The organism is Pacificispira sp. (genome assembly GCF_965228185.1).
Taxonomy (GTDB): domain Bacteria; phylum Pseudomonadota; class Alphaproteobacteria; order UBA8366; family Aestuariispiraceae; genus Pacificispira.
The window spans coordinates 244,661-267,180 of the sequence record NZ_CBDDHE010000008.1; the positions used below are offsets into that span (position 1 = coordinate 244,661).

The 22,520-nt window shown below is 62.6% G+C and carries 24 protein-coding genes; 14 read left to right on the forward strand and 10 right to left on the reverse strand.

Going from position 1 to position 22,520, the window contains the following annotated elements; all coding sequences use genetic code 11:
* Nucleotides 1–25 precede the first annotated feature (25 nt).
* On the reverse strand, nt 26–889 hold the full coding sequence (locus ACO06O_RS15855) for a LysR family transcriptional regulator (protein WP_421881819.1): 864 nt from the start codon (nt 887–889) through the stop codon (nt 26–28).
* A 99-nt stretch (nt 890–988) separates the two neighbouring features.
* On the opposite strand from ACO06O_RS15855, the gene ACO06O_RS15860 reads away from it, so the two are divergent.
* Nucleotides 989–1,585: a 5-formyltetrahydrofolate cyclo-ligase gene (locus ACO06O_RS15860; protein WP_421881822.1), complete on the forward strand. Its 597-nt coding sequence runs from the start codon at nt 989–991 to the stop codon at nt 1,583–1,585.
* Between the two features lie 34 nt (nt 1,586–1,619).
* On the opposite strand, the gene ACO06O_RS15865 is transcribed toward ACO06O_RS15860, so the two are convergent.
* Nucleotides 1,620–2,228, reverse strand: coding sequence for a hypothetical protein (locus ACO06O_RS15865; protein ID WP_421881825.1), 609 nt, complete (start codon nt 2,226–2,228; stop codon nt 1,620–1,622).
* Nucleotides 2,229–2,459: 231 nt separating this feature from the next.
* Between ACO06O_RS15865 and ACO06O_RS15870 the strand changes: the two genes are divergently transcribed.
* Nucleotides 2,460–2,810, forward strand: coding sequence for a helix-turn-helix domain-containing protein (locus ACO06O_RS15870; RefSeq protein WP_420418570.1), 351 nt, complete (start codon nt 2,460–2,462; stop codon nt 2,808–2,810).
* A gap of 120 nt (nt 2,811–2,930) precedes the next feature.
* Here the strand turns inward: ACO06O_RS15870 and ACO06O_RS15875 are convergent, their stop codons facing one another.
* On the reverse strand, nt 2,931–3,299 hold the full coding sequence (locus ACO06O_RS15875; protein WP_421881828.1) for a helix-turn-helix domain-containing protein: 369 nt from the start codon (nt 3,297–3,299) through the stop codon (nt 2,931–2,933).
* Nucleotides 3,300–3,741: 442 nt separating this feature from the next.
* Here ACO06O_RS15875 and ACO06O_RS15880 point away from each other — a divergent pair, with 442 nt between their 5' ends.
* The 5 genes from ACO06O_RS15880 to ACO06O_RS15900 all read left to right on the forward strand — a co-directional run bounded on the left by ACO06O_RS15880 (nt 3,742) and on the right by ACO06O_RS15900 (nt 10,032).
* Nucleotides 3,742–4,266, forward strand: coding sequence for a GNAT family N-acetyltransferase (locus tag ACO06O_RS15880; protein WP_421881831.1), 525 nt, complete (start codon nt 3,742–3,744; stop codon nt 4,264–4,266).
* A 190-nt stretch (nt 4,267–4,456) separates the two neighbouring features.
* Complete coding sequence (locus ACO06O_RS15885; RefSeq protein ID WP_421881834.1) at nt 4,457–5,203, forward strand: helix-turn-helix transcriptional regulator; 747 nt, start codon at nt 4,457–4,459, stop codon at nt 5,201–5,203.
* A gap of 190 nt (nt 5,204–5,393) precedes the next feature.
* Nucleotides 5,394–8,159 carry an aconitate hydratase AcnA gene (acnA, locus tag ACO06O_RS15890; RefSeq protein ID WP_421881837.1) on the forward strand — a complete coding sequence of 922 codons (2,766 nt, stop codon included), beginning with the start codon at nt 5,394–5,396 and terminating at the stop codon, nt 8,157–8,159.
* Between the two features lie 121 nt (nt 8,160–8,280).
* Complete coding sequence (locus ACO06O_RS15895) at nt 8,281–9,174, forward strand: transglutaminase family protein (RefSeq protein ID WP_421881840.1); 894 nt, start codon at nt 8,281–8,283, stop codon at nt 9,172–9,174.
* A gap of 90 nt (nt 9,175–9,264) precedes the next feature.
* Nucleotides 9,265–10,032, forward strand: a complete 768-nt coding sequence (locus ACO06O_RS15900; protein ID WP_421881842.1) for a DUF1223 domain-containing protein — start codon at nt 9,265–9,267, stop codon at nt 10,030–10,032.
* On the opposite strand, the gene ACO06O_RS15905 is transcribed toward ACO06O_RS15900, so the two are convergent.
* On the reverse strand, nt 10,029–10,814 hold the full coding sequence (locus ACO06O_RS15905) for a sterol desaturase family protein (protein ID WP_421881845.1): 786 nt from the start codon (nt 10,812–10,814) through the stop codon (nt 10,029–10,031). The genes ACO06O_RS15900 and ACO06O_RS15905 overlap by 4 nt on opposite strands.
* Nucleotides 10,815–10,931: 117 nt before the next feature.
* On the opposite strand from ACO06O_RS15905, the gene ACO06O_RS15910 reads away from it, so the two are divergent.
* From ACO06O_RS15910 to ACO06O_RS15930, 5 genes are all read left to right on the forward strand, one after another.
* On the forward strand, nt 10,932–11,690 hold the full coding sequence (locus ACO06O_RS15910; RefSeq protein WP_421881848.1) for a gamma-glutamyl-gamma-aminobutyrate hydrolase family protein: 759 nt from the start codon (nt 10,932–10,934) through the stop codon (nt 11,688–11,690).
* A 21-nt stretch (nt 11,691–11,711) separates the two neighbouring features.
* A complete protein-coding gene (xth, locus tag ACO06O_RS15915) occupies nt 11,712–12,503 on the forward strand; it encodes an exodeoxyribonuclease III (RefSeq protein ID WP_421881851.1) in 792 nt (263 codons plus the stop codon).
* Nucleotides 12,504–12,580: 77 nt separating this feature from the next.
* Complete coding sequence (gene def, locus ACO06O_RS15920; protein ID WP_421881854.1) at nt 12,581–13,120, forward strand: peptide deformylase; 540 nt, start codon at nt 12,581–12,583, stop codon at nt 13,118–13,120.
* Between the two features lie 31 nt (nt 13,121–13,151).
* Nucleotides 13,152–14,081 carry a methionyl-tRNA formyltransferase gene (gene fmt, locus ACO06O_RS15925; RefSeq protein ID WP_421881856.1) on the forward strand — a complete coding sequence of 310 codons (930 nt, stop codon included), beginning with the start codon at nt 13,152–13,154 and terminating at the stop codon, nt 14,079–14,081.
* 30 nt (nt 14,082–14,111) lie between these two features.
* On the forward strand, nt 14,112–15,104 hold the full coding sequence (locus tag ACO06O_RS15930; protein ID WP_421881858.1) for a 2-dehydropantoate 2-reductase: 993 nt from the start codon (nt 14,112–14,114) through the stop codon (nt 15,102–15,104).
* On the opposite strand, the gene ACO06O_RS15935 is transcribed toward ACO06O_RS15930, so the two are convergent.
* Together ACO06O_RS15935 and ACO06O_RS15940 are read right to left on the reverse strand one after the other, a co-directional pair.
* The gene (locus ACO06O_RS15935) at nt 15,101–15,892 is read right to left on the reverse strand and encodes a ferredoxin--NADP reductase (protein WP_420420465.1); all 792 of its coding nucleotides are present in this window, start codon (nt 15,890–15,892) and stop codon (nt 15,101–15,103) included. The two genes, ACO06O_RS15930 and ACO06O_RS15935, sit on opposite strands and share 4 nt — an antisense overlap.
* Before the next feature lie 177 nt (nt 15,893–16,069).
* Nucleotides 16,070–16,567 carry a MarR family winged helix-turn-helix transcriptional regulator gene (locus ACO06O_RS15940; RefSeq protein ID WP_421881861.1) on the reverse strand — a complete coding sequence of 166 codons (498 nt, stop codon included), beginning with the start codon at nt 16,565–16,567 and terminating at the stop codon, nt 16,070–16,072.
* Nucleotides 16,568–16,675: 108 nt separating this feature from the next.
* On the opposite strand from ACO06O_RS15940, the gene ACO06O_RS15945 reads away from it, so the two are divergent.
* Complete coding sequence (locus tag ACO06O_RS15945; protein ID WP_421881863.1) at nt 16,676–17,596, forward strand: DMT family transporter; 921 nt, start codon at nt 16,676–16,678, stop codon at nt 17,594–17,596.
* A gap of 10 nt (nt 17,597–17,606) precedes the next feature.
* On the opposite strand, the gene ACO06O_RS15950 is transcribed toward ACO06O_RS15945, so the two are convergent.
* From ACO06O_RS15950 to ACO06O_RS15965, 4 genes are all read right to left on the reverse strand, one after another.
* Nucleotides 17,607–18,410 (reverse strand): crotonase/enoyl-CoA hydratase family protein, encoded by an 804-nt coding sequence (locus tag ACO06O_RS15950; RefSeq protein ID WP_421881866.1) that lies wholly within the window; start codon nt 18,408–18,410, stop codon nt 17,607–17,609.
* A gap of 4 nt (nt 18,411–18,414) precedes the next feature.
* A complete protein-coding gene (locus ACO06O_RS15955; protein WP_421881870.1) occupies nt 18,415–19,380 on the reverse strand; it encodes a GlxA family transcriptional regulator in 966 nt (321 codons plus the stop codon).
* A gap of 245 nt (nt 19,381–19,625) precedes the next feature.
* Nucleotides 19,626–21,167, reverse strand: a complete 1,542-nt coding sequence (locus ACO06O_RS15960) for a trimethylamine methyltransferase family protein (RefSeq protein ID WP_421881873.1) — start codon at nt 21,165–21,167, stop codon at nt 19,626–19,628.
* A gap of 128 nt (nt 21,168–21,295) precedes the next feature.
* The gene (locus ACO06O_RS15965) at nt 21,296–21,844 is read right to left on the reverse strand and encodes a class I SAM-dependent methyltransferase (RefSeq protein ID WP_421881876.1); all 549 of its coding nucleotides are present in this window, start codon (nt 21,842–21,844) and stop codon (nt 21,296–21,298) included.
* A gap of 119 nt (nt 21,845–21,963) precedes the next feature.
* Here ACO06O_RS15965 and ACO06O_RS15970 point away from each other — a divergent pair, with 119 nt between their 5' ends.
* Nucleotides 21,964–22,383, forward strand: a complete 420-nt coding sequence (locus ACO06O_RS15970; protein ID WP_421881880.1) for a DUF1178 family protein — start codon at nt 21,964–21,966, stop codon at nt 22,381–22,383.
* Nucleotides 22,384–22,520 lie beyond the last annotated feature (137 nt).

Here is a 22,520-nt window from a genome sequence, read left to right on the forward strand (position 1 = left end):
CATAAATCCCGACCGCTTCGGCCCTTCATCCGTCCTGTACTGCGTCCTTGCAGGCGGCGACGAGGCTCAAGGCGGCTTCGCTGCGTTTCGTTCTGCCCTGGCGGCCGGGCAGAACGGCATAGACTGGCAACGGAAAGCTGGGGGCATCCTCCATGATCGCCATCGCGCCGGATCGAACATGGGCATTGACGATCCGGCGCGGAAAGTAGCCGCATCCGCCATTCAGGAGAACATGGCGAAGGGACAGCCAGCCGATGCTCGCCGACAGGAACGGCCGCGGCGCATCCGGATGAAGGGCCGTGAAGGCACGGGCGAAATCCGGTCCCCAATCGGTATGGACAAGTCCCTCAAGCCGCAAGGCGCGCTCCGCGGTCAGGTCGCTGCTCCGCGCAAGTATCAGTTCCTCGTCGACGATCTTCTCAACCGTCATTCCGCCCCGGTTTTCCGGCGTATACATGAAGGCGCAATCCAGCCTGGCATTGGAGATCCTTTCCGTCAGATCGTCCTCGAACCCGACAGAACTGCGCAATGCAATGCCGGACATGGTTCGCTCGACCCTTGCCATCGCATCCGACAGGAAGGATTCCCAAATCCCGAACCGCGCCCCGACATTCAAGGTAAGGCGAAAATCTTCGGTATCGCCGAGATCTTCATGGGCCCGGTTGATCGTGTGCAGCAATTCGGTGGCATGCTTGTGAAGCCGCTGCCCCGCCTGTGTCAGGCGCGCCCCGTTCCGCCCGCGCACGAACAACGCAAGCCCGAATTCGTCCTCCAGGCGCTTGATGCGCATGCTGACCGTCGACTGGGTCAGGTGCAGCCGTTCGGAAGCCTCCAGAAAACTTCCGCAGGACGCCACCATCAAAAAGGTACGGGCAAGATCGGCATCCATGGTTTTACTTCAATAAAATCGATATCAGCCCTCAAAATACATCGTTTGTCCGAACTGTCTAATCCGTGATCTGAATGGTGGGTGAAAGGAGGCGCTTCGATGAACGACGTCGCGATCCCATCCAATTCCGCAGCGATCTATCGCTGGCGTCGGCTGTGCCGTCGGACACTGGTGGCCCGCCGGGTCGCAACCGCAGGAACCGAACGGGCCGCCGCAACAACCGTTATCGAGGCCGCGCTGACGGAAATTTTCAACCAGACGGACTACACGACGCTCGGATTCTATTGGCCGATCAAAGGGGAAGTCGATTTGCGTCCCTTTGTGCGCGACGCCTTAGCGGATCGGTTCAAACTGGCACTGCCTTACATTCCGGTCCGCAACCAACCGGTCCGGTTCCGGCGCTGGCGCCCCGGCGCCCCGATGATCCAGGGGTTCTGGAATATTCCGATTCCCGAAGACGAAACCTGCCTGTCCCCCGACATCCTGCTTATCCCACTTGTCGGCTTCGACAGCCAAGGTTTCCGATTGGGCAATGGCGGCGGCTATTATGACCGAACATTGAAATCGGCCGGGCGAAGGATTCTGAAAGTCGGCGTCGGTTTCGAGAAGACGCACCTTCCGACCATCCACCCGCAATGGCACGATATTCCGATGGATATCGTCGTCACGGAATCAGGTGCGCGCGTCTGGTCCTAGTTTGGAAGGGGGTACCATTCGGACGTCGCGGCCCCTATCCATGGGGCCGGATTTCGCCGGTATCGTGGGCGTAAAGATAGTCTTCCACCGCCGATTTGAGAGCCGTCGCCGCCTGAATCGGAATTTTATAGGCATGCCCGCCCTGAACGAGGCGGTTGTCCTGCATCACCCAGAAGCTGGGCGTCTTGCCGCGGTTTGATACGTGAACGGCCAACGGAACCGCCGCCCCGTTCGGGTTCTGCAAGGCCAAGCGCACCCCATCTTCCCGGCGTTCGCGGGCAATATCGAAACGCCAACGCTCCTGGCGCAGGACGTACCGCATCGCCTCCTCCACGAGGGCGACGGGATCGTCGGCATCGATCTTGGCCAATTGCTGCGCGACCAGAATTTCGAGCGCCTGTGAGGCGGTGGCAATATCCTCCCGATCGATACCGAGTGCCGCGTTGAGGCAGCGCGCCGCGACCTGGGCCAAGTCTTCGCCATCCAAGGTCGCCACCATGCCCCAGGTTTCCAGATCTACGTCATCGACCTGGCGGCTGCGGGACGCCTCGATACGAATCGGCGCCGCCAGCGCCTCCCCATCCGGCCCCAGCCTGACCAAAACGACGGCGTCCCGATCGGCGACGAATCGGTAATCGGCCATGAATTTTCTTCCTTCCCGGCGGATGACCCTCTAGTGGCGAAATCATATCCAAAATGGAAACAAATACACCCTATGGAAAGTCTATTAGACCGTTAAAGTTTTAAGGTGCGGCATATCAATACCGTTCACCTCACGTTTTAATAGAATCGGAAAAAATCAATCAAGTTGAATTACCGCTGGGATCGGATAATCGTTACGGCCTGGATTTGGGGGGTCGAAGGGGTTTAAGGGATGGCGCATCCGGTTGACGTTGCTGTGGGAAATCGCGTTCGGGAGTTACGTACACGGGCGGGATTGTCACAAACCGATTTGGGATTGAAACTCGGCGTCAGTTTTCAGCAGGTTCAAAAATACGAAAAGGGCGTGAACCGCATGGGAGCGAGCCGCCTGATCCAGATCTGCGAAGCGCTGAAGGTGACCGTGAACGACATTTTCGACGGCATCGCCTCCGTCACCGACGCGACGGACAAGACTTTGGCCGATCCGGAGGCAATGCGGATCGCCCGCGACATTCAGCGCATTGAAAACGAGAGCATGCGGACGGCGGTCAAGCAGTTGGTCCGTACCATGTCGCGGCTCTGACGAAGCGCCGGGCAGCGCCAACGGAAGGTCTAGCCCTGTCATCATCGCGGAAATAAAGCGGCCGCCCCGGCCAGAGAGCCGGCGCGGCCGTCTTTCTACAATTCATCAGCCGCTATGGCGTCAGCTCGCCAGACGGACTTCCGCCGCAACGTCGATCAAGCGAATGATCTCGCGGCGCATCGCGTCATCGGGAATCTGGTGCAGCTTGGTCGCCGTGGCGATCGCCTTGCGCGACAGTTTGGCGTTGTTCGGCCCTTCGTCGGCATCGACACCGTCGATCCCGTCGAAGAAGTACTCGACCGGTACGCTCAAGGCCATCGACGTCTGCAGCAGACGGCTGGCGCCGATCCGGTTGGTCCCCTTCTCATACTTCTGCACCTGCTGAAAGCTGACCCCCAGCTTATCGCCGAGATCGGTCTGAGACATTCCTTTCGCGACACGTGCTTCGCGCACACGGCGCCCAACATAAACATCCGTAGGATGCGGCATTTCAATCTCCTGTTTCGACTTGAATGAAACCGCTTCCACGAACCCGCATTTCGGGCGGTGCGACGCACGACCTATCCAGCGCGGTGACAGCACCGCGACGACGGGTTCATAGAGAGCTGGATTAAGGCCGGCTGACACCGACACCGCCGGACGTACTGTCGGGGCATTCACCCCTTGGGCCCAGACACAGGTTTGCGTCTTAGTGCGGTACCCAAATACACGGCAGAAGTGCAATTACATTACAGCGATTTGACATATGTTCAAGGAAAATCGCGTTTTTATCCACGGAACACGGTAAAAGAGTACTCGTCGGGGCCCAATGCCCCAAAAATGAACCGTAAAAGTGGAAGGTTAGACCATGACAGACGTTAAAATAGACGAACCGAGAGGTAAGGATGCCGAATCCGTGCGCGTCATTGTTGTAACAACCATGGATGACTTTATGGCGTGCAACGCCGTACGGTCGGCCGCGTTCCTGGCCAGAGGCGAGCCGTATTTCGAGGAATTCGACGGAAACGACCTGGTCAGCACGACGCATCTGCTGGCGAAATGCGGTAAGGCGCCGATCGGGACGATGCGGGTACGCATCCTGAATGCCGGAGCCGGCGGCATCGCCGCCTGGGAACGGCTGGCGATTCTGCCGAATGCCGGACGGCACGGCACCAAGGCACTGCTGGGTCTGGCGAGAACGGCGCGGGCCTACAGCGAATTCAAGGGGGTCGGATCCGTCGTTGGTGCGGTGGAAAACCCCAAACTCCTCAAATTCTGGCAGAAGCATGGATTTGAGTTGATGAATGTGCCGCCGGCAGTATACAACAATGTCGAGTATCGGCAGATTCGCCTAAATCTACGCGATCCTCAGACCGAGCCTGCGGAATCCGACGATTACGACCTTGTCGAGGCCCTGAACGGTTCGGTCGAGTATCTTGATTTCGACCGATATCTGTCGCAACACACGGGGTGGTAGCGTGCCGGGGCCGGAAATGAGTTTGGCCCACCGATATCCCGGGGAACGGGCGACCGGTCGGTTGCCCGCTGCCCCCGGCGGCACGCACAACCTCCGACCGAACAGCGGCGTTAAGTTCCCGGTAACAGGTTTCAGGCATTATATGATTTCCGAATGCACCAGAAGGTGGCCCAGAAAGTGAACCCCCTCCATGGCGGATCGTAAATCGCTCAACTCAAATGCCGTGTCGGCGCCTCTGGTGGCGTTGGGCAGCGGTTCCGCGTTGAGCGCCTTTGCGAATGCGGACTCGCCGGCATCGATCGTGCGCACCGTCAAGGCCGTGGGATTCAAATGGGCGTTCTGGCAATCCTGGGAACCTGAGGCCGTCCTGACCTGGGACGCGATGCCGGACGGCTTCCTGGAACATTATTACGGCATACAGGCCGACCGTTTCTGCCCCGTCGCGGTGGCCATCCGCCGCCGCTGGCAGAATTTCACCTTCTCCGAAGCACGCGGCACCCTGACCGGCCCTTATGCGAACGATGCCACCCGCGTTTGGGAAGCATTCGGCGTCAAGGACGGCACGGTCATCTTCGGCGGCCGCGGACAGAATGTCAGCGCCCTGATCCTGACCTCCGACAAATCTGTGGATTCCCTGTTCATGCAATACCGCGCGGAGTTGTCGATCGCCGCGGTCCGGATGGATGAATTGCTGCGCGGTCATCCGGGCCTGACCCGTACCGCGCGCGACTTCATCAATCTCAGCGACAAGCAGATGGAAGTCCTGCGCATTCAGATCGACCATCCGGAACTCAGTTTCCAGGAACAGGCGAAGCTGCTGGATATCTCGCCCCGCATGCTGGAGAAACGGCATCAGCAGATCGCAAAGCGTTTCGGCGTGTCCAGCTTCACCGCGGCCGTAGCGAAAGCCGTTGCGGACGGCGTCGGTCTCGGCTGACCTTCGGATCACTTCCCCTACCTAACCCCTGCACAAGGCCGTAAATTGGACGGGCCTATTGCGATGCAGTATAAACCGACCCATCTGTATTTCTCGGGGGGAAGAGCGGTCCGCCCGCGCCGACAAGCCCTAGAGCGCAAGGCACCGACCTCCCCGCCCCAGCCCATCTGGAACGGGAGATTTCTAAGCAATGACCATGACTGGCCAAGACAGTTTAAAGACGCGCCGCAGCCTTTCGGTGGGCGGCCGGAATTACGACTATTATTCGATCGACGCCGCTGCCGGGACAATCGGCGACGTGGCGCGCCTGCCCTTCTCGCTGAAGGTGCTTCTGGAAAACCTGCTGCGCTTCGAAGACGGCGTCAGCGTCACCACCGACGATATTCAGGCCATGGCCGACTGGCTGAAGGCCAAGGGCTCCGACCGCGAAATCGCCTATCGCCCCGCCCGCGTCCTGATGCAGGATTTCACCGGCGTCCCCGCCGTCGTCGATCTGGCCGCGATGCGCGCCGCGATGGTCAAAATGGGTGGCGATCCACAGAAGATTAACCCGCTATCGCCCTGCGACCTCGTCATTGACCATTCGGTCATGGTCGACTTTTTTGGCGGCCCGGACGCGTTCAAGAAGAATGTCGAGCTGGAGTTCGAACGCAATGGCGAGCGCTATGAATTCCTGCGCTGGGGCCAGACCGCCTTCGATAATTTCAGCGTCGTGCCCCCCGGCACCGGCATCTGCCACCAGGTGAATCTCGAATATCTGGCGCGCGGAATCTGGTCGTCGCCGGAAAAAGGCGGTGAAGCGGAGATCGCCTATCCGGACACGCTGGTCGGAACCGACAGCCACACGACCATGGTCAACGGCCTGGGCGTCCTGGGCTGGGGCGTCGGCGGAATCGAGGCCGAAGCAGCGATGCTGGGCCAGCCCGTCACCATGCTGATCCCGGAAGTCATCGGTTTCAAACTGTCCGGCAAGCTGAAGGAAGGCATGACCGCCACCGATCTGGTCCTGACAGTCACCCAGATGCTGCGAAAGAAGGGCGTCGTCGGCAAATTCGTGGAATTCTATGGCGACGGGCTGGGCAGCCTGACCCTCGCCGACCGCGCGACCATTGCCAATATGGCCCCGGAATACGGCGCGACCTGCGGTATCTTCCCGATCGACGCCGAGACGATCCGCTATCTGAAATTCTCCGGCCGCAAGGACGAGCACGTCGCGCTGGCGGAAGCCTATGCCAAGGCTCAGGGCATGTGGCGCGAAGCCGGGACCCCGGACCCGGTCTTCACCGACACGCTGGAACTGAACCTGGATACCGTCGAGCCGTCCCTGGCCGGGCCGAAACGCCCGCAGGATCGTGTCAGCCTGTCCATGGCCGCCCCGGAATTCAAGAAAGTCATCGCCGACTATCTGGGTGTCCCGTCCAATGAGGAGGAAGCCCGTCTGGCGGCCGAAGGCGGTCCGGCGCAATCGACCGACAGCGGCTGGAACACGCAGGTTCCGGTCGAGGGGGCCGATTACAAGCTGAAGCATGGCGACGTCGTCATCGCGGCGATCACCTCCTGCACCAACACCTCCAACCCCTCGGTCCTGGTGGCCGCCGGTCTGGTCGCCCGCAAGGCGCGGGAAAAGGGGCTGAACGTAAAGCCCTGGGTGAAGACCTCGCTGGCGCCCGGGTCCCAGGTGGTGACAGACTATCTGGAAAAGGCCGGCCTGCAGGACGATCTCGACGCGTTGGGCTTCGATCTGGTCGGCTATGGCTGCACGACCTGTATCGGCAATTCCGGCCCGCTGCCGGAAGCGATCTCGAAAGCCGTCGACGAAGGCGATCTGGTCGTCACGTCGGTTCTGTCCGGCAACCGGAACTTCGAAGGCCGCGTCAATCCGCAGACGCGCGGCAATTATCTGGCCTCGCCGCCGCTGGTCGTTGCCTATGCCATCGCTGGGAATATGACGATCGACATCACCAAGGATCCGCTCGGCGAGGGCAAGGACGGCAAGCCTGTTTTCCTGAAGGATATCTGGCCCACCAATCACGAGGTCGAGGAAACCGTCCGCGCCGCGCTGACCTCCGAGATGTTCCGGTCGCGTTACGGCAACGTCTTCCAGGGACCGCCGGAATGGCAGGCGATCAGCGTGTCGGGTGGTGAGACCTATGAATGGAACTCCGGCTCGACCTATGTTCAGCACCCGCCCTATTTCGAGGATATGAAGGCCGAACCGGACGCGCCGGGCGACATTCAGGGCGCCCGTCCGCTGCTGATGCTGGGCGACTCGGTGACGACCGACCACATCTCGCCGGCCGGATCGTTCAAACCGTCGACCCCGGCGGGGCAGTACCTGACCGAACGTCAGGTCCGCCCGGCCGACTTCAACTCCTACGGCTCGCGCCGCGGGAACCACGAAGTCATGATGCGCGGCACCTTTGCCAACATTCGGATCCGCAACGCCATGGTTCCGGAAATCGAAGGCGGCTTCACCAAGCACATGCCGTCGGGCGAGGCCATGCCGGTCTATGACGCCGCCATGAAGTACAAGTCGGAAGGCGTGCCGCTGGTCGTCTTCGGCGGTAAGGAATACGGTACCGGCTCTTCCCGCGACTGGGCGGCGAAGGGCACCAATTTGCTGGGCGTGAAGGCGGTCATCGTCGAAAGCTTCGAACGTATCCACCGGTCGAACCTGGTCGGCATGGGCGTCCTGCCGCTGCAGTTCAAAGACGGCACATCGTGGCAATCCCTGGGCCTCGACGGCAGCGAGACCTTCGATATCGCCGGAATCGAGGGCGGCCTGAAGCCGCGACAGGACATCATGCTGACGATCCGCAAGACCGACGGCAGCGTCCAGGAAGTTCCCCTGACCTGCCGCATCGATACCGCGGGCGAGATCGAGTACTACCGCCACGGCGGCGTCCTGCAATACGTCCTGCGCAACCTGCTGGCGGAAAGCAAGCAAGCGGCGTGACCGTCGCGTTCGATCGTTATGGGGAAGGCGGGCCGCAACACCCGCCTTCTTCGTCTTTTGGGCCGCGGCGCGGTATTATTCCCGTGCCCTGGACCCGGACTCGTCCTATATCCTCGGCGCGATGCAGATTCTGACGGTGCACCACATAACCAGCTATACCTATGACCGGCCCGTCCGGTTCGGGGAACATGCGCTGATGATGCGGCCGCGCGACAGCCACGACCTGCGCATGCTGGAAGCATCGATCGCCATTCACCCGGCGGCCAATATCCGCTGGACCCATGATGTCTTCGGCAACTCGGTGGCCCGGGTCGAGTTCCAACAGGAATCCGACCGACTGGATATCGAGAACACGATCCGGATCGAACATTACGGCCTGACCGAGCCGGATTTCTCGCCGCTGGACGATTATGCCCGCACCCTGCCCTTCCCCTATCATTCGGACGAGGTCGCGGATCTGGGCCGGTGCATGGAACGGCATTATCACGACCCGCAGCACCGGATCACCGAATGGGCGCGGCAGTTCTTGAACGGCAAGGACACGCCGGACACGCTGATGGCGATGAACGACGCCGTGCGGAAGACCTTCGCCTACGAAACGCGCGAGGCGCACGGGACCCAGACACCGAGCGAAACCCTGGACCGCGGTGCCGGGACCTGCCGGGATTTCGCCCTGTTCTTCATGGAGGCGGTGCGCAGCATCGGCCTCGGCGCGCGGTTCGTCTCCGGCTATCTCTACGATCCGGCACTGGACGCGGCGATGAAGGATCCCAACCTGCCGCTGGGCGCGGATCTGCGCGGGGCCGGGGCGACCCATGCCTGGGTCCAGGTCTATCTGCCCGGCGCAGGATGGGTCGAGTTCGACCCGACAAACGGCATCGCCGGCGGCGCCAATCTGATCCGCGTCGCCGTGGCGCGCGACCCGTCCCAGGCCTCGCCGGTGCGCGGCTCGTATTTCGGGCCGGAAGAGGCGTTTCAATCCCTGTCGATTTCGGTGAAAGTCGCGTCAGGCTGACCGCGTGCCTGGCCCGCCTCCGCTCACCAGCGCGTGATGTCACCCATATGTGATTCGGGTGTGACCGGGCTCCGTGCCTATTTTACCGTCATGACAACATCACGACGCACTCTCCTCGCGGGCGCGACCGCCGCCCTGACCGCCCCCTTCTTCGGCGCCGGAAACCCGGTTCGGGCCGCAGGCGTATCACCACTGCCCGTCGTGGTCGAGTTGTTCACCAGCCAAGGCTGCAGCTCCTGCCCGCCGGCGGAGGCGTTTCTGGCGGAACTGGCGGAGCGGCAGGAGATCATCGCCCTGGAGTTCCATGTCGACTATTGGGACTATATCGGCTGGAAGGATCCCTTTGCCGATCCGCGCTATACCGCGCGGCAGCGCGCCTATAACGCCCTGTTCGGGTCGCCCTATAACTACACGCCGCAAATGGTCGTCGACGGCCGCGCGCATGAGGTCGGGTCGCGCCGCAGTGCCGTCGAGGCACGGATCGAGGCGGCATCGATGAAACGCATGATGGACGCCCAGAAGGGCGCCGCGCCGGAATTGGTTCTGTCCCATGGCGAGGGCGATGCGCTGACCATCCGCCTGACCGGCACCCCACCGGAATCGGGCCCCTACCGCGTCACCGTCGTCGGGTTCGATTCGCGCCACCACACCGAAGTGCTGCGCGGTGAGAACAGCGGACGCAACCTGGTCAACGCCCATGTCGTGCGCAGCATGACAACGGTCGGACAGGCCTGGTCCGGCGGCGAGGCCGAATTCCGCATCGACATGTCGGAGATCGCGGGGGATGGCGGCTGCGCTGTCCTGATCCAGAACCCCGATACCGGCCGCATTGCCGCCGCCCATCGGATGATGTTCTAGGAAGCGCGCCCTTCGAACGGCCGGATCATCAAACGCCAGAACGGCCGTTCGGTTTCCCGCTCGACACCGACCTTCATGTTCAATCGCCGCCGGTTCGGGCTGAAAGATCCGAACAGACGGTCCCAGAAGCTGAACAGATTGCCGTAATTGGAATCCGTATCGCGGCGAACCGCGTGGTGATGCACCCAGTGGATCGCCGGCGTGATGACGACCCATCCGATCGCCCGCTCCAGCCCGGCCGGCAGGCGCAGATTGGAATGGGCGAAGATCGCCGCCAGCAGCACCTGAATTTCGAAAATCAGAACGCTTTCCAGCGGGATGTCGAAGGCCAGGATGAAGACCGCCCGGGCGCAAGCCGACAGCGCCACCTCCCCCCAGTGGAAGCGGATGGCTGTCGTGCTGTCCAGGGTCTCGTCCAGATGATGGATCTCGTGGAAGCGCCACAGGAAGGGAATCGCGTGATTGGCGCGGTGCCACCAGTAGATCAGGAAATCCAGAAGCAGCAGGTCCAGCACCACCCCCCAACCGCCCTGCCACCAGGGGGCGTGGGTTCCACGCCAATCCGGCGCTGCATCGGCCGCCCACAGGCTGACCGGTACGACGATCAACAGCGACACGACGACATTGGCCCCGAACAGCCCGCCATTGCTGACCAGCCGCCGCCACCGGCCCGCCCGGTCCAGCGGCACGGGCGCCGCCGGGCACAGTCTTTCGACCGCGAAGAACAACGCAATCCAGCCCGCGACGATGGCGGATTTATAGGTGAGCAGCGTTTCCGTCATGTTTTCCATCACGGATAAAGTGGGCGGATTGCCGAGACGCGGCAAGACGCGTAAGACATCGGGGCGCATCAAACCCGCGTGACCTTTCCGCGTAAATCGACAGCACAGAGGCGTTTCATGTCCATCCCCCTGATCGGCGTTTCCGCCTGCACCCGTTCCAGCGAAGGCGGCAGTCACTACCATCAGGTCGGCCACAAATATCTGTCGGCCGTTGCGACCACGGCGAAGGGCCTGCCCATGCCGATCCCGGCAATGGCGGACCAGATCGACATGGACGATCTGCTGGACAAGCTGGACGGCCTGTTCCTGACCGGAAGCCCGTCGAATGTCGAGCCGCAGCATTACGACGGTCCCGACTTCCGGCCGGAAACGGAGCGCGATCCGTTGCGCGATTCCATGACGCTGCCGCTGATCCGCAAGGCCCTGGACCGGGGCCTGCCGATCTTCGCGGTCTGCCGGGGCCATCAGGAACTGAACGTCGTCCTGGGCGGCACGTTGCACCAGAATCTGCACGAACTGCCCGGAAAGCGCGATCACCGCATGCGTCGCGACATCCCGCTTCAGGACCGCTATGACGTGGCCCACCCGGTCGACATCAAACCGGGCGGCATGCTGGAACGGCTCGCCGGAAAGACCGGTGACGTCATGGTCAATTCCCTGCACGCCCAGGGGATCGACCGGCTGGGCGATGGGCTGTTCGTCGAATGCGTCAGCGACGACGGGGTCATCGAGGCGGTCTCTCTGCCCAGCGCCAAAGGGTTTCTGTTGAGCGTGCAATGGCACCCGGAACACCCGACCGCCCTCGCCTGGCCCTTGAGCCAGGCCATGTTCAAGGCCTTCGGCGACGCGGCCCGCGCCTATGCCGCCCAAAAGTAAGAAACAGGGGACACATCACTCATGCGAATTGCGACGTGGAACATCAATTCGGTACGCCTGCGCATGCCGATCGTGGAGCAGCTGACCAAGGAAGTTGCACCGGACGTGCTGTGCCTGCAGGAAACCAAGGTCGACGATCCGCAATTCCCCTTCGATGCCGTTCGGGCCCTGGGCTATGAGCATGTCGCGATCAACGGGATCAAGGGCTATAACGGCGTCTGCATCCTGTCGAAACTGCCGCTGGAAAATGTCGGCCGCCACGACTGGACCGGCAAGGCCGACGGCCGCCATATCTTTGCGACCCTGCCGGGCGGGATCGAAATCCACTCCCTCTATGTCCCCGCGGGCGGCGACGAGCCGGACCGCGAGATCAACGACAAGTTCGGCCACAAGCTGGATTTCGTGGACGAGATGACCACCTGGTTCGGCGCAAACCGCAAGGCGTCGGACAAGATCATGGTCGTCGGCGATCTGAACATCGCGCCGCTGGAGCACGACGTCTGGTCCCACAAACAGCTTCTCAAGGTCGTCAGCCACACGCCGATCGAGGTCGAGAAGTTCACCGCCGCCCAGAACGCGTTCGGCTGGGTCGATTGCATGCGCAAATTCGTGCCCGACGACGAGAAGATGTATACGTGGTGGAGTTACCGGTCCCGCGACTGGCGCGCCGCCAATAAAGGCCGCCGTCTTGACCATGTCTGGGCGTCACCCGGGCTGGCCCAGAATGTCGGCGGCATGCGCATTTTGAGCGATGCGCGCGGGTGGGAAAAACCGTCCGACCACGTTCCGGTCATCGTCGAGGTCGCGGCCTAGAAAACCGCGCATCCCTTGACCGCGCGGCCCTTGCGGCTTACCTACGGGGTAGGACATTCACGAGTTGGAATTCGGAAATGGCGATCCTGCCGATCTTGGTCGCACCGCATCCGGTGCTGAAACAGAAATGCGAGCCCGTCGAGACGGTGGACGATGCGATCCGCACGTTGCTCGACAATATGCTGGAGACCATGTACGACGCGCCGGGCATCGGCCTGGCCGCGCCGCAGGTGGGTGTGTCGAAGCGCATTCTGGTGGTCGACTGCGCCCCGCGCGGTGCCGACCCGCAGCCGATGAAGCTGATCAACCCTGAGATCGTGACCCAGTCCGACGCGCTGTCCACCTATGAGGAAGGCTGCCTGAGCTTCCCGGAGCAATATGCCGAGGTGCAACGCCCGGCGACGGTCACGGTGCGTTATCTCGACGAGAACGGTACCCAACAGACCATCGAAGCGGACGGGCTGCTGGCGACCTGCATTCAACACGAGATCGACCATCTGGACGGGGTTGTGTTCGTCGATCACATCTCGTCCCTGAAACGTGGTATGATCATGCGCAAGCTGCAGAAACAGACCAAACTGCGCAGCAAGGAAGGCCGCGCGGCCGCCGCCGAATAACAGAGGGGCGCGCCGCCGCGGACACCGGTTCATGGCGAAATTGAGATTGGCCTTCATGGGGACCCCGGGGTTCTCCGTTCCTGCACTGGACGCTGTCGTCCGGGCCGGCCATGAAGTGGAAGCCGTCTATACTCAGCCGCCCCGCCCCGCCAATCGCGGCAAGAAGGAAACGCCCAGCCCGGTCCATATCGCGGCCGAAAAAATGGGCATCCCCGTGCGGCACCCGGTCAGCCTGAAAACCCCGGAAGCGCAGGCCGCCTTCGCCGATCTCAGGCTCGATGCGGCGGTGGTGGTCGCCTATGGGCTGATCCTGCCGAAGGCGATCCTGGAGATTCCGCGCTATGGCTGCCTGAACATCCATGCCTCTCTGCTGCCGCGCTGGCGCGGTGCCGCGCCGATCCAGCGTGCGATCCTGGCCGGAGACGACGAGACGGGCATTTCCATCATGCAGATGGATGAAGGCCTGGATACCGGCCCGGTCCTGCTGGAAGAGCCTGTGCAGATCCTGCACCGGACCACAGCGCATGACCTGCACGACGACCTGGCGCATCTGGGCGCACGGTTGATCGTCGAGGCGCTGGACGGGCTTGCCGACGGATCGATGCGCCCCAAAAAGCAACCGGAAGACGGCGTGACCTATGCCGAGAAGCTGAAAAAATCGGAAGGCTTCATCGACTGGCGGGATCCCGCATCGGATATCGACCGCCGGGTGCGCGCGCTGACACCCTGGCCGGGATGCTATTTCGAACAGGGCGGTGAGCGGATCAAACTGCTGCGCGCCCTGCCGACCTTCCCCGATCGCGATGCGCCGCCCGGCACCTTGCTGGACGATCAGGGTGCCGTCGCCTGCGGGACCGGTGCGATCCGCCTTCAGCGGGTCCAGCGCCCCGGCCGCGGACCGGTTTCCGGCGAGGACTTCCTGCGCGGCTTGCGACTGTCCCCCGGGACCGTGCTAGGCTGACGCCCAAAACCGCGCCGGGGAGGGAAATCCATGAAAGTCTGCATCTATGGCGCCGGCGCCATCGGCGGATATATGGCGGTCGCGCTGGCCGAAGGCGGGGCGGAGGTCAGCCTTGTCGCGCGCGGCCCCCATCTGGCAGCCATCCGGGAGAACGGTCTGCGCCTGCATATCGGCGGGGAGACGAAACGCATTGCCGTCGCCGCCGAGGAGGATCCGGCCGCGCTGGGCCCGCAAGACTATGTCATCGTCGCGCTGAAGGCCCATTCCGTGCCGCAGGTCGCCCGGCGAATGACGGCGCTGTTCCATGACAAAACCGCTGTCGTTACCGCCGTCAACGGCGTGCCCTGGTGGTATTTCCACGGGCTGGACGGTCCGCTGGCCGGCACGCGGCTGGACAGTGTCGATCCGGGCGGTGCGCAATGGGATGCCATTGGGCCGGACCGCGCCATCGGCTGCGTCGTCTATCCGGCCTGTGAAGTCGTCGAACCGGGCGTCGTCCAGCATATCGAAGGCGACCGCTTCACCCTGGGGGAGCCCAGCGGCGAGAAGACGGACCGCGTCGCGGCCTTGGCGGAGGCGATGCGGGCAGGTGGCCTGAAAGCCCCGGTGAAGCCGCGTATCCGCGACGAGATCTGGGTGAAGCTATGGGGCAACCTGTCCTTCAACCCGATCAGCGCGCTGACCGGCGCGACCCTGGAGCAGATCTGTGCCGATCCCGGCACCCGCGCCGTGGCCAAGGCGATGATGCTGGAAGGCCAGGCCATCGGCGAGAAACTGGGCGTGCGGTTCGCCATCGATGTCGAAAAGCGCATCGACGGGGCGGCGGCGGTCGGGGCGCACAAGACGTCGATGCTGCAGGATCTGGAACGCGGACGGGCGATGGAAATCGACGCCCTTGTAACCGCCGTTCAGGAACTGGGGCGGATCACGGACACACCGACGCCGACGGTCGACGCCGTCCTGGCGCTGACGCAGCTCCGCGGCGCGTTGGCGGGATGTTACGAGAAGCCGGGGGCGGCTTAGCCGACGAAGGCTTTTTCGATCACGAATTCGCCCGGCATGGAATTGGCGCCCTCGGTCAGGCCCGCCGCCTCGCACAGATCCTTCGTGTCCTGCAGCATGCCCATGGACCCGCAGATCATCACCCGGTCCTCGTCCTTGTTGAACGGTTTCCGGCCCAGATCTTCGAACAGCTTGCCGTTTTCGATCAGGGTCGTGATGCGGCCCGTATGGGTGTGGGCTTCACGGGTGGTCGACGTGTAGTGGGTCAGGCGCCCCTGCACCATTTCACCGACCAGGGGGTCTTCCAGCGTGTCCTTGACGATCTTCTCGCCATAGGCCAGCTCCGCGACATCGCGGCAGGTATGGGTCAGCACGACATGATCGAACCGGTCATAGGTTTCCGGATCGCGGATGACGCTGGCGAAGGGCGCGATACCGGTACCGGTCGACAGCAGATACAGGGTCTTGCCCGGCAGCAGCGCGTCCAGCACCAGCGTGCCGGTCGGCTTCTTGCCCAGCAGGATTTCGTCGCCGACCTGAATTTTCTGCAGGCGGCTGGTCAGCGGTCCGTCTTCGACCTTGATCGAGAAGAAGTCGAGCTCGTGATCCCAGGACGGGCTGGCAATGGAATAGGCGCGCAGCAGCGGCTTGCCGTCATCCTTCATCAGGCCGATCATCACGAATTCGCCGGAGCGGAAGCGGAAGCTGTCCGGGCGCGTCACGCGGAACGAGAACAGACGGTTGGTCCAGTGATGCACGTCCACGACCGTGACCGCGTTCACCGAGCCGGGAATAGCCTGTTTCTTCATTTCCATCTTGCGCCGCTCCTTCCAAAAAATCCGGCCTCCCGCCCCCATTTTGGCGGAAACCCCGGATTTCGTATTCGCGAGATATCACAAATGGCCACTTTCGCGCCAGAGGCAAGTGGTGCGTCAAAGTTTCTTCACTGTCAACTGTGAAAATAAAAATTGCACATTTTTTATTTGTTATTTCGGAGGCAGTCCCGCGATCAGCTTTTTCAACAGATCCGCCAGGGCCCGCTGCTCCGCCTCGTCCAGCCCGGTCACAGCCTTCCTCTGGGCGGCCAGATGAACCGGCAGCATTCGGTCGATCAGCTCCTTGCCCTTTGGGGTCAAGGCAATCTGGACCGCCCGCCGGTCGGTTTCATGGGGGTTGCGGACAATCAGACCCGCTTTCTCCAGCCGGTCGAGCCGCGCCGTCATGCCCCCGGACGTGATCATGGTCGTATTATACAACTCCGTCGGCGTCAGCGCGTAGGGCGCACCGGACCGGCGCAAGGTCATCAGGACGTCAAATTCCCCGGGCTTCAACCCGAACTCCGTAAAAACCGGCAACAGGAAGGTCGAACGCGCCAAATGCGTCGCCTCCGCAAGGCGGCCCAGCACTTCCATCGGCAGAAGCTCCAACCCCGGAATTTCCGCCTCCCATTGCGCCCTGGCGGCGCCTGCCCGATCTCTAGCCATAATTTACCTTGCCATTAAGATACTTGATATTAAGTAATACCCGCCAAGAGGTCCAGTCCTCATATCGCCGCCAGGTTTCGCGGCCGCCGCCCATCGGGAGACAGTAGAATGGTACAAGCCCCTTCCTCCGCCAGTCCGAATATCTGGCATGCCGTCGGATTGCTCATCGCCACCGGCTCGCTGCTGGGCCTGTCGGCGATCTGGGCCAAGGCGTCGGGCAGTGTCGGCTGGCCGCCGATGGCCCTGCTGCTCTGGGCGATGGTCGGTGGGGCGGCGATCCAGACCGTCGGGCAGGTTCTGCGCCGGCGCGTCCCGATGCCGGGCGGGTCCGCCCTCGTCTTCTCTGTCTTTTCCGGCATTCTGTTTGCCATCCCCAATGCCATGGCCTTTTCCGCCGTCCAGCATGTCGGCGCCGGATTCGTCGCCCTGTGCTTCGCCTTTCCGCTGATGCTGACCTATGCCCTGGCCCTGGCCCTGCGCCTGGACCGGTTCAACGGACAGAAGCTGCTGGGTGTCCTGTTCGGGGTCGCGGGCGGGGTGGTCCTGGCGACCGCGAAGACCGGGGTCGACGGCGGCTACAGCCCGTGGTCGCTGGTCGCGCTGGCAGTCCCGGTCATTCTGGCCATCGCCAATATCTACCGCAGCGTCTATTGGCCGAAAGGATCGGATTCGATGCAGATGTCCATCGGCATGCTGGTCTTCGGCGCGGCAACGATGGTGGCGGTACTGCTGCTGTTCGGGATCGATTTCGGGCCGGTTGCCTGGAATGCCGAAAGCGCCGGTCTGCTGGCGGCGCAATCCGTGACCTTCGCCGTGCTCTATGACGTCTATTTCCGGCTACAGAAACTGGCGGGGCCGGTCTATCTCAGCCAGATCGGATCGGTCGCGGCGGTCACCGGCATCGCGCTGGCCTATCTGATCTTCGCCGAAATCCCCAGCATCCAGCAAAGCATCGCCGCCATTCTGGTCGCCATCGGCCTGGTGCTGGTGAACCGGGCGATGACCCGACAGACCCGCGCAGCCGCCTGACGGCCGGGGGTCAGGTGCCGTCGAATTCCGGTTTGCGCTTGTCCAGATGCGCGGCGACGGCCTCCGCATGGTCGGCCGTCCCGTGCAACAGCGCCTGATAGGCGGCGCACATGGCCAGGTGATCCTCCAACGTCTGATGCGGCGCCTTGCGCAGCAGCCGCTTCGAAAGCTGCACCGCGCGCGGCGCGTTGGCGGCGATGCGGCAGGCGATGGCATGCGCTTCGGTCAGCAGGTTTTCCTGCGGCACGATGCGCGAAATCAGCCCCCAGGCCTTCGCCATCTCCGCGTCGGCCGGTTCTCCGGTCAGGATCATTTCCGCCGCCGCCGACGGCCCGATGATCCGGCTGAGGAACCAGGCGGCCCCGTCGCCGGGCGAGATACCCAGCTTGACGAAGGGGGCGCCGAACTTGGCCGCCGGGGTCGCCAGGCGGATATCGCACATGCAGACCAGATCCAGCGCCGCGCCATAGGCCGGGCCGTTGACCGCCGCGATGACCGGTATTTCCAGATTCCAGAAGGCCGGCGGCACCCTGTGAATACCGTCGGCATAGGCGCGTTCGATATCCGATGTCGTCCCGGCGAACATGTCGGTCTTGTCGCGCATATGCTTGACGTTCCCACCGGCCGAGAAGGCGCGCCCCGCCCCGGTCAGGATGACGCAGCGCACGCCCGCATCGCCCTTCACCCGGTCCAGCGCCGCCAGGAATCCATCGATCATCGGCCCGTCGGAAAAGGCGTTCAATTCGTCCGGCCGGTTCAGGGTCAGGGTCACCACCGCGCCGTCGCGATGATACAGGACACGATCCTCACTCATGGTCTCAAGACTCCGGTGCGCGGTCCCGGCGCGGGGAATGGCCGAAGAACTCGCGATAACATTTGGCGAAATGGCTGGCCGACACAAAGCCGCAGGCCAGCGCGACGTCCAGAACCGACATGCTGGTCTGGCGCAGCAGGATACGCGCGCGCTGCATGCGCAGACCGAAATAATACTTACGCGGCGTCGAATTCAGGTATTTCCGGAACAGCCGCTCCAACTGCCGGGTCGACAGGCTGACCGCCTCGGCGATCTCCTCCCGGTCCAGCGGGGTTTCCAGATTGTCCTCCATGAACTGGATCGCGCCCAGCAGTTTCGGATGGCTGACCCCGACCCGGAAACGCAGCGACATGCGCTGATGTTCGGATTGTTCGCGGATCTGTTTATGCAGGAACCAGTCCGACACATGGGTCGCCAGATCGTGCCCATGGGAATGGCTGATCATGTGCAACAGCAGATCGATCGACGCCGTCCCACCGGAACAGGTCACGATGCCGCCGTCGATCTCGTACAGCTCGTCGGTGATTTCCAGATGCGGAAAATCCTCCCGGAATCCGTCGAGATACTCCCAGTGGATGGTGCAGCGCCGGTTGTCCAACAGACCCGCATGGGCCAGCAGATAGGGCGCGGTCGACACCGCCCCGATGGTGGTGCCCAGCCGCGACAATTTTCGGACATAGTTGATCGCGCGCGGATCCTTGATCTTTTCCGCCCCGGTTCCGCCGACGACAAACAGATAGTCGAAGCGCTTGTCGATCGCGACCGACAGGTCCGGCATGATGTCGATATCGTTCGACGCCGTCACCGCCGCCCCGTCCATCGACACCAAGGTCCAGTCATACAGTTTCTTGCCCGCGATCGTATTGGCCGCGCGCAACGGTTCGACGGCGGAGGAGAACGCCATCAACGAAAAACTGGGAAGGAGAAGATACCCGAATTGCTCGGGCTCGCCGGATCCACGCATCACCATGGCAACTAGACTACCCTGACTCACAGAATCCGAAAGACGCTACATACATCTCTCGAAATGATTGATTGTGGTTCGGCAAGGCAATGCTGAGAAAGCGCGCGGAGCCAAATTGACGTGCCCTGCTCTTCCAGAACTTGCCCACGACTTGAATCGGCTTCTGTCGCACGCGATGCGACCCAGAATGAGGTTAAACCCATAATGCGAGGAAAATCGCTGCCCTCTAATCTACCTAGATTACTCTAGTCTCACGGCTCCCCGGTCCCGATCTCTTCCTTCCGCTTGGCGACATAGGCGTCGATCGATTCCAGTCGGGCCGGGTCCATCGGCGGCTGTTCGTATTCCTCCAGCACCTGCTGCCACAGCTCGGTCGCGCGCTGGGTCGTGTCCTTCGCCCCGGCGGCGGCCCAGGCCTCGCTGTTGGTCCAATCGCTGAGGATCGGCGCGTAGAAAGCGGTTTCATACCGCACCATCGTATGGTCGGTGCCGAAGAAATGGCCACCCGGTGCGACCGACGATATGGCATCCAGGCCCAATTCGTCCGGGGATGTGTCGATCGGCTGAATCATGCCGATCAGGTGCTGGATCATCTCGACATCGACCATGACCTTTTCGAAGGAGGCGACGAGGCCCCCTTCCAGCCATCCGGCGGCGTGATAGATGAAATGACCGTGCCCCATCAGGGCGCCGAACATCGCCATCATCGTCTCATAGGTCGCCTGGGCGTCGACGGTATTGGACGCGTTGCAGGCACTGGTGCGGTAGGGGACCTTGTAGAAGCGCGCCAACTGTCCGCCCGCCAGATTGGCCTTGGCGTTTTCCGGCGTACCGAAGGCGGGGGCACCGGACTTCATATCGACATTGGAGGTAAAGCCGCCATAGACGACCGGTGCGCCGGGCCGGACGATCTGGGTCAGGCACATGCCGAACAGCGCCTCGGCATTCTGCTGCACCAGGGCGGCGGCCATGGTCACCGGCGTCATGGCCCCCATCAGGGTGAAGGGCGTGACGATGGTCGCCTGGCCCAGCTCCGCCATCTGGATCGCGCCGGTCGCCATATGCTCGTCCAGCTTGCGCGGGCTGTTGACGTTGATATTGCCGATACAGGCGGGCGCGCCCATCAGGTCCTCGACCGTCTTGCCGCAGGCACGCGCCACAATCTCACAGGAATCCTTGGCCCGTCCCGCGCCGATGAGCTGATGATTGAAGGCCTTGGTCGTGTAGACCACGTTGGCCCGGGTCGAATCCATATGCCGCGAATTGGCCGGCAGATCGGTCGGTGCGACCGCCTGATTGCCCAGGAAGCGGATGCAGTTGAAGAACTGCGCGAACTTGGCCAGCGTCACGTAATCGGCGTAATTGCCGACCCGGCGGCCGCGGATCGCGTCATGGACATTGGGCGGGCCGGACACCAGGCCGAAATTGATATGGTCGCCGCCGACGGTGATCGCATGGTTCGGATCGCGCGGCGTCAGGGTGAATTCCGACGGCGCATGGGCCATCAGTTCCATGACCAGCGCCCGGTCCATCCGGACCATCTCATTGGCCCGGTCGACTTCCGCGCCCGCCTTGGCATAGAGGTCCAGCGCCTTGTCGCCATTGACCTCCAGCCCGTCGCGCTCGATCACGTCCAGGCTCGCCTCGTGGATCGCCTCGACCTGATCGGCCGATAGCGGGCACATCGGCGGATAGGGGTTGCGAAGGGTCGGGGTCCAGGGAAGCTGCTTGATGCCGGCGGCTCTGCCGCGGCGTTCGCGCATGGTCGCGCGGCGGCCGGAATGTCGGGCCATACGGTACTGTCTCCCCAAGTCATGCGCCGAAGCGTCGTTTCCGCTTAGAATCCCCCAGTCCCGACAGACCAGTGTCCAGTCTGCGACATGAATTGCTTGTTTTTGCCGTTTGTTTTGGCGCGAAGGACTCAGCTTTCCGGCCGAACCGCGCAGATTCGCTGACGGATTCCCGGTTTCGGCACATCGTCATAGCCGTGCTCATAGGCCCGCACGGTCAGACGCCCGTCGACGGCGCGCAGCAGCTCGCCCTCCTCAAGCAGATAGGCGTCCCGCGCCGGATGACCATAAGCCTCGTTTCCGCGCGCGAAGGTCTCGTAGATCAGGACGCCGCCCGGCGCGACCGCGTCGACCAGGTCGGACAGGATCGGCCGGTGCAGATAACAGGTCACGACGACGGCCCCGAACCGCCGCCCGGCCAGGGGAAAGGGCCGCCCGTCCTCCAAGTCTTCCTGAACCACTTCCGCGCCCGGGGATTGGGCTAGGTCGGCGACGGCGGATATGTCCTTGTCCAGAAAGACGGTCGGATGGCCGCGGCCATGGAACAGCCGGCCATGCCGTCCGTTGCCGCAGGCCAGGTCGAGGATCGCCGACCCTTCCGGGGCCAGTGCCGACCAGCGTTCGACCCAGGGGCTGGGGGCGGTGAACCCGGCATGGCGCTGCGTCAGATGATCCGTCATGGTCCGGCCTTTCGTATCAGATCGCTTGCAAGCCAACGCGTTTAGGGCCAAATCAAAGGTTAAGGCCCCGATTGAGGGTCAAGGCCCCGCAAGGGGTAACGGAAATATGGTCGACGGATATGATTTCGTTCAACCTTCGCTGTGCAAAGGATCATGAATTCGAAGGCTGGTTCAAGGATTCGGCCAGCTTCGATACTCAGATCGCCCAAAAGAAGATCGACTGCCCCGTCTGCGGCAGCCGCAAGGTGGAGAAGGCGCTGAGCCGCCCGAACATCTCGTCCAGCCGGACCCAGGGTGCGGCCCAGGCCGAGGCGGCCCGCAAGATGCGGGACACGCTGCGGGAGTTCCGCCGCAAGGTGGAGTCCACCCACGAACATGTCGGCGAGCGTTTCGCCGAAGAGGCGCGCAAGATCCATTACGGCGAGACGGAAGCGCGCGGCATCTACGGCGAGGCGACCGGTGAAGAAGCCCAGTCCCTTGCCGATGAGGGCATTGCCGTCGCCCAGATTCCTTGGATCGAGGAAGTCAAGGACAACTGACATCCGACGGTTGAAATAGTTCGATATTCGAACTTGTAACTCGCGGATTCGAATATATCGGTCCGATATATTTTGGCTTGATATAGGTCTTCGTCGGCATTATCTGTCCGCCGACCGAAACGATTGTGCGCTGCGGC

What these genes read in the sequence shown, in the direction of transcription:
- ACO06O_RS15855 (WP_421881819.1), bottom strand. Translation starts at nt 889, where the DNA reads ATGGATGCCGATCTTGCCCGTACCTTTTTGATGGTGGCGTCCTGCGGA.
- ACO06O_RS15860 (WP_421881822.1), top strand. Translation starts at nt 989, where the DNA reads ATGAACGACGTCGCGATCCCATCCAATTCCGCAGCGATCTATCGCTGG.
- ACO06O_RS15865 (WP_421881825.1), bottom strand. Translation starts at nt 2,228, where the DNA reads ATGGCCGATTACCGATTCGTCGCCGATCGGGACGCCGTCGTTTTGGTC.
- ACO06O_RS15870 (WP_420418570.1), top strand. Translation starts at nt 2,460, where the DNA reads ATGGCGCATCCGGTTGACGTTGCTGTGGGAAATCGCGTTCGGGAGTTA.
- ACO06O_RS15875 (WP_421881828.1), bottom strand. Translation starts at nt 3,299, where the DNA reads ATGCCGCATCCTACGGATGTTTATGTTGGGCGCCGTGTGCGCGAAGCA.
- ACO06O_RS15880 (WP_421881831.1), top strand. Translation starts at nt 3,742, where the DNA reads ATGGCGTGCAACGCCGTACGGTCGGCCGCGTTCCTGGCCAGAGGCGAG.
- ACO06O_RS15885 (WP_421881834.1), top strand. Translation starts at nt 4,457, where the DNA reads ATGGCGGATCGTAAATCGCTCAACTCAAATGCCGTGTCGGCGCCTCTG.
- acnA (WP_421881837.1), top strand. Translation starts at nt 5,394, where the DNA reads ATGACCATGACTGGCCAAGACAGTTTAAAGACGCGCCGCAGCCTTTCG.
- ACO06O_RS15895 (WP_421881840.1), top strand. Translation starts at nt 8,281, where the DNA reads ATGCAGATTCTGACGGTGCACCACATAACCAGCTATACCTATGACCGG.
- ACO06O_RS15900 (WP_421881842.1), top strand. Translation starts at nt 9,265, where the DNA reads ATGACAACATCACGACGCACTCTCCTCGCGGGCGCGACCGCCGCCCTG.
- ACO06O_RS15905 (WP_421881845.1), bottom strand. Translation starts at nt 10,814, where the DNA reads ATGACGGAAACGCTGCTCACCTATAAATCCGCCATCGTCGCGGGCTGG.
- ACO06O_RS15910 (WP_421881848.1), top strand. Translation starts at nt 10,932, where the DNA reads ATGTCCATCCCCCTGATCGGCGTTTCCGCCTGCACCCGTTCCAGCGAA.
- xth (WP_421881851.1), top strand. Translation starts at nt 11,712, where the DNA reads ATGCGAATTGCGACGTGGAACATCAATTCGGTACGCCTGCGCATGCCG.
- def (WP_421881854.1), top strand. Translation starts at nt 12,581, where the DNA reads ATGGCGATCCTGCCGATCTTGGTCGCACCGCATCCGGTGCTGAAACAG.
- fmt (WP_421881856.1), top strand. Translation starts at nt 13,152, where the DNA reads ATGGCGAAATTGAGATTGGCCTTCATGGGGACCCCGGGGTTCTCCGTT.
- ACO06O_RS15930 (WP_421881858.1), top strand. Translation starts at nt 14,112, where the DNA reads ATGAAAGTCTGCATCTATGGCGCCGGCGCCATCGGCGGATATATGGCG.
- ACO06O_RS15935 (WP_420420465.1), bottom strand. Translation starts at nt 15,892, where the DNA reads ATGAAGAAACAGGCTATTCCCGGCTCGGTGAACGCGGTCACGGTCGTG.
- ACO06O_RS15940 (WP_421881861.1), bottom strand. Translation starts at nt 16,567, where the DNA reads ATGGCTAGAGATCGGGCAGGCGCCGCCAGGGCGCAATGGGAGGCGGAA.
- ACO06O_RS15945 (WP_421881863.1), top strand. Translation starts at nt 16,676, where the DNA reads ATGGTACAAGCCCCTTCCTCCGCCAGTCCGAATATCTGGCATGCCGTC.
- ACO06O_RS15950 (WP_421881866.1), bottom strand. Translation starts at nt 18,410, where the DNA reads ATGAGTGAGGATCGTGTCCTGTATCATCGCGACGGCGCGGTGGTGACC.
- ACO06O_RS15955 (WP_421881870.1), bottom strand. Translation starts at nt 19,380, where the DNA reads ATGGTGATGCGTGGATCCGGCGAGCCCGAGCAATTCGGGTATCTTCTC.
- ACO06O_RS15960 (WP_421881873.1), bottom strand. Translation starts at nt 21,167, where the DNA reads ATGGCCCGACATTCCGGCCGCCGCGCGACCATGCGCGAACGCCGCGGC.
- ACO06O_RS15965 (WP_421881876.1), bottom strand. Translation starts at nt 21,844, where the DNA reads ATGACGGATCATCTGACGCAGCGCCATGCCGGGTTCACCGCCCCCAGC.
- ACO06O_RS15970 (WP_421881880.1), top strand. Translation starts at nt 21,964, where the DNA reads ATGATTTCGTTCAACCTTCGCTGTGCAAAGGATCATGAATTCGAAGGC.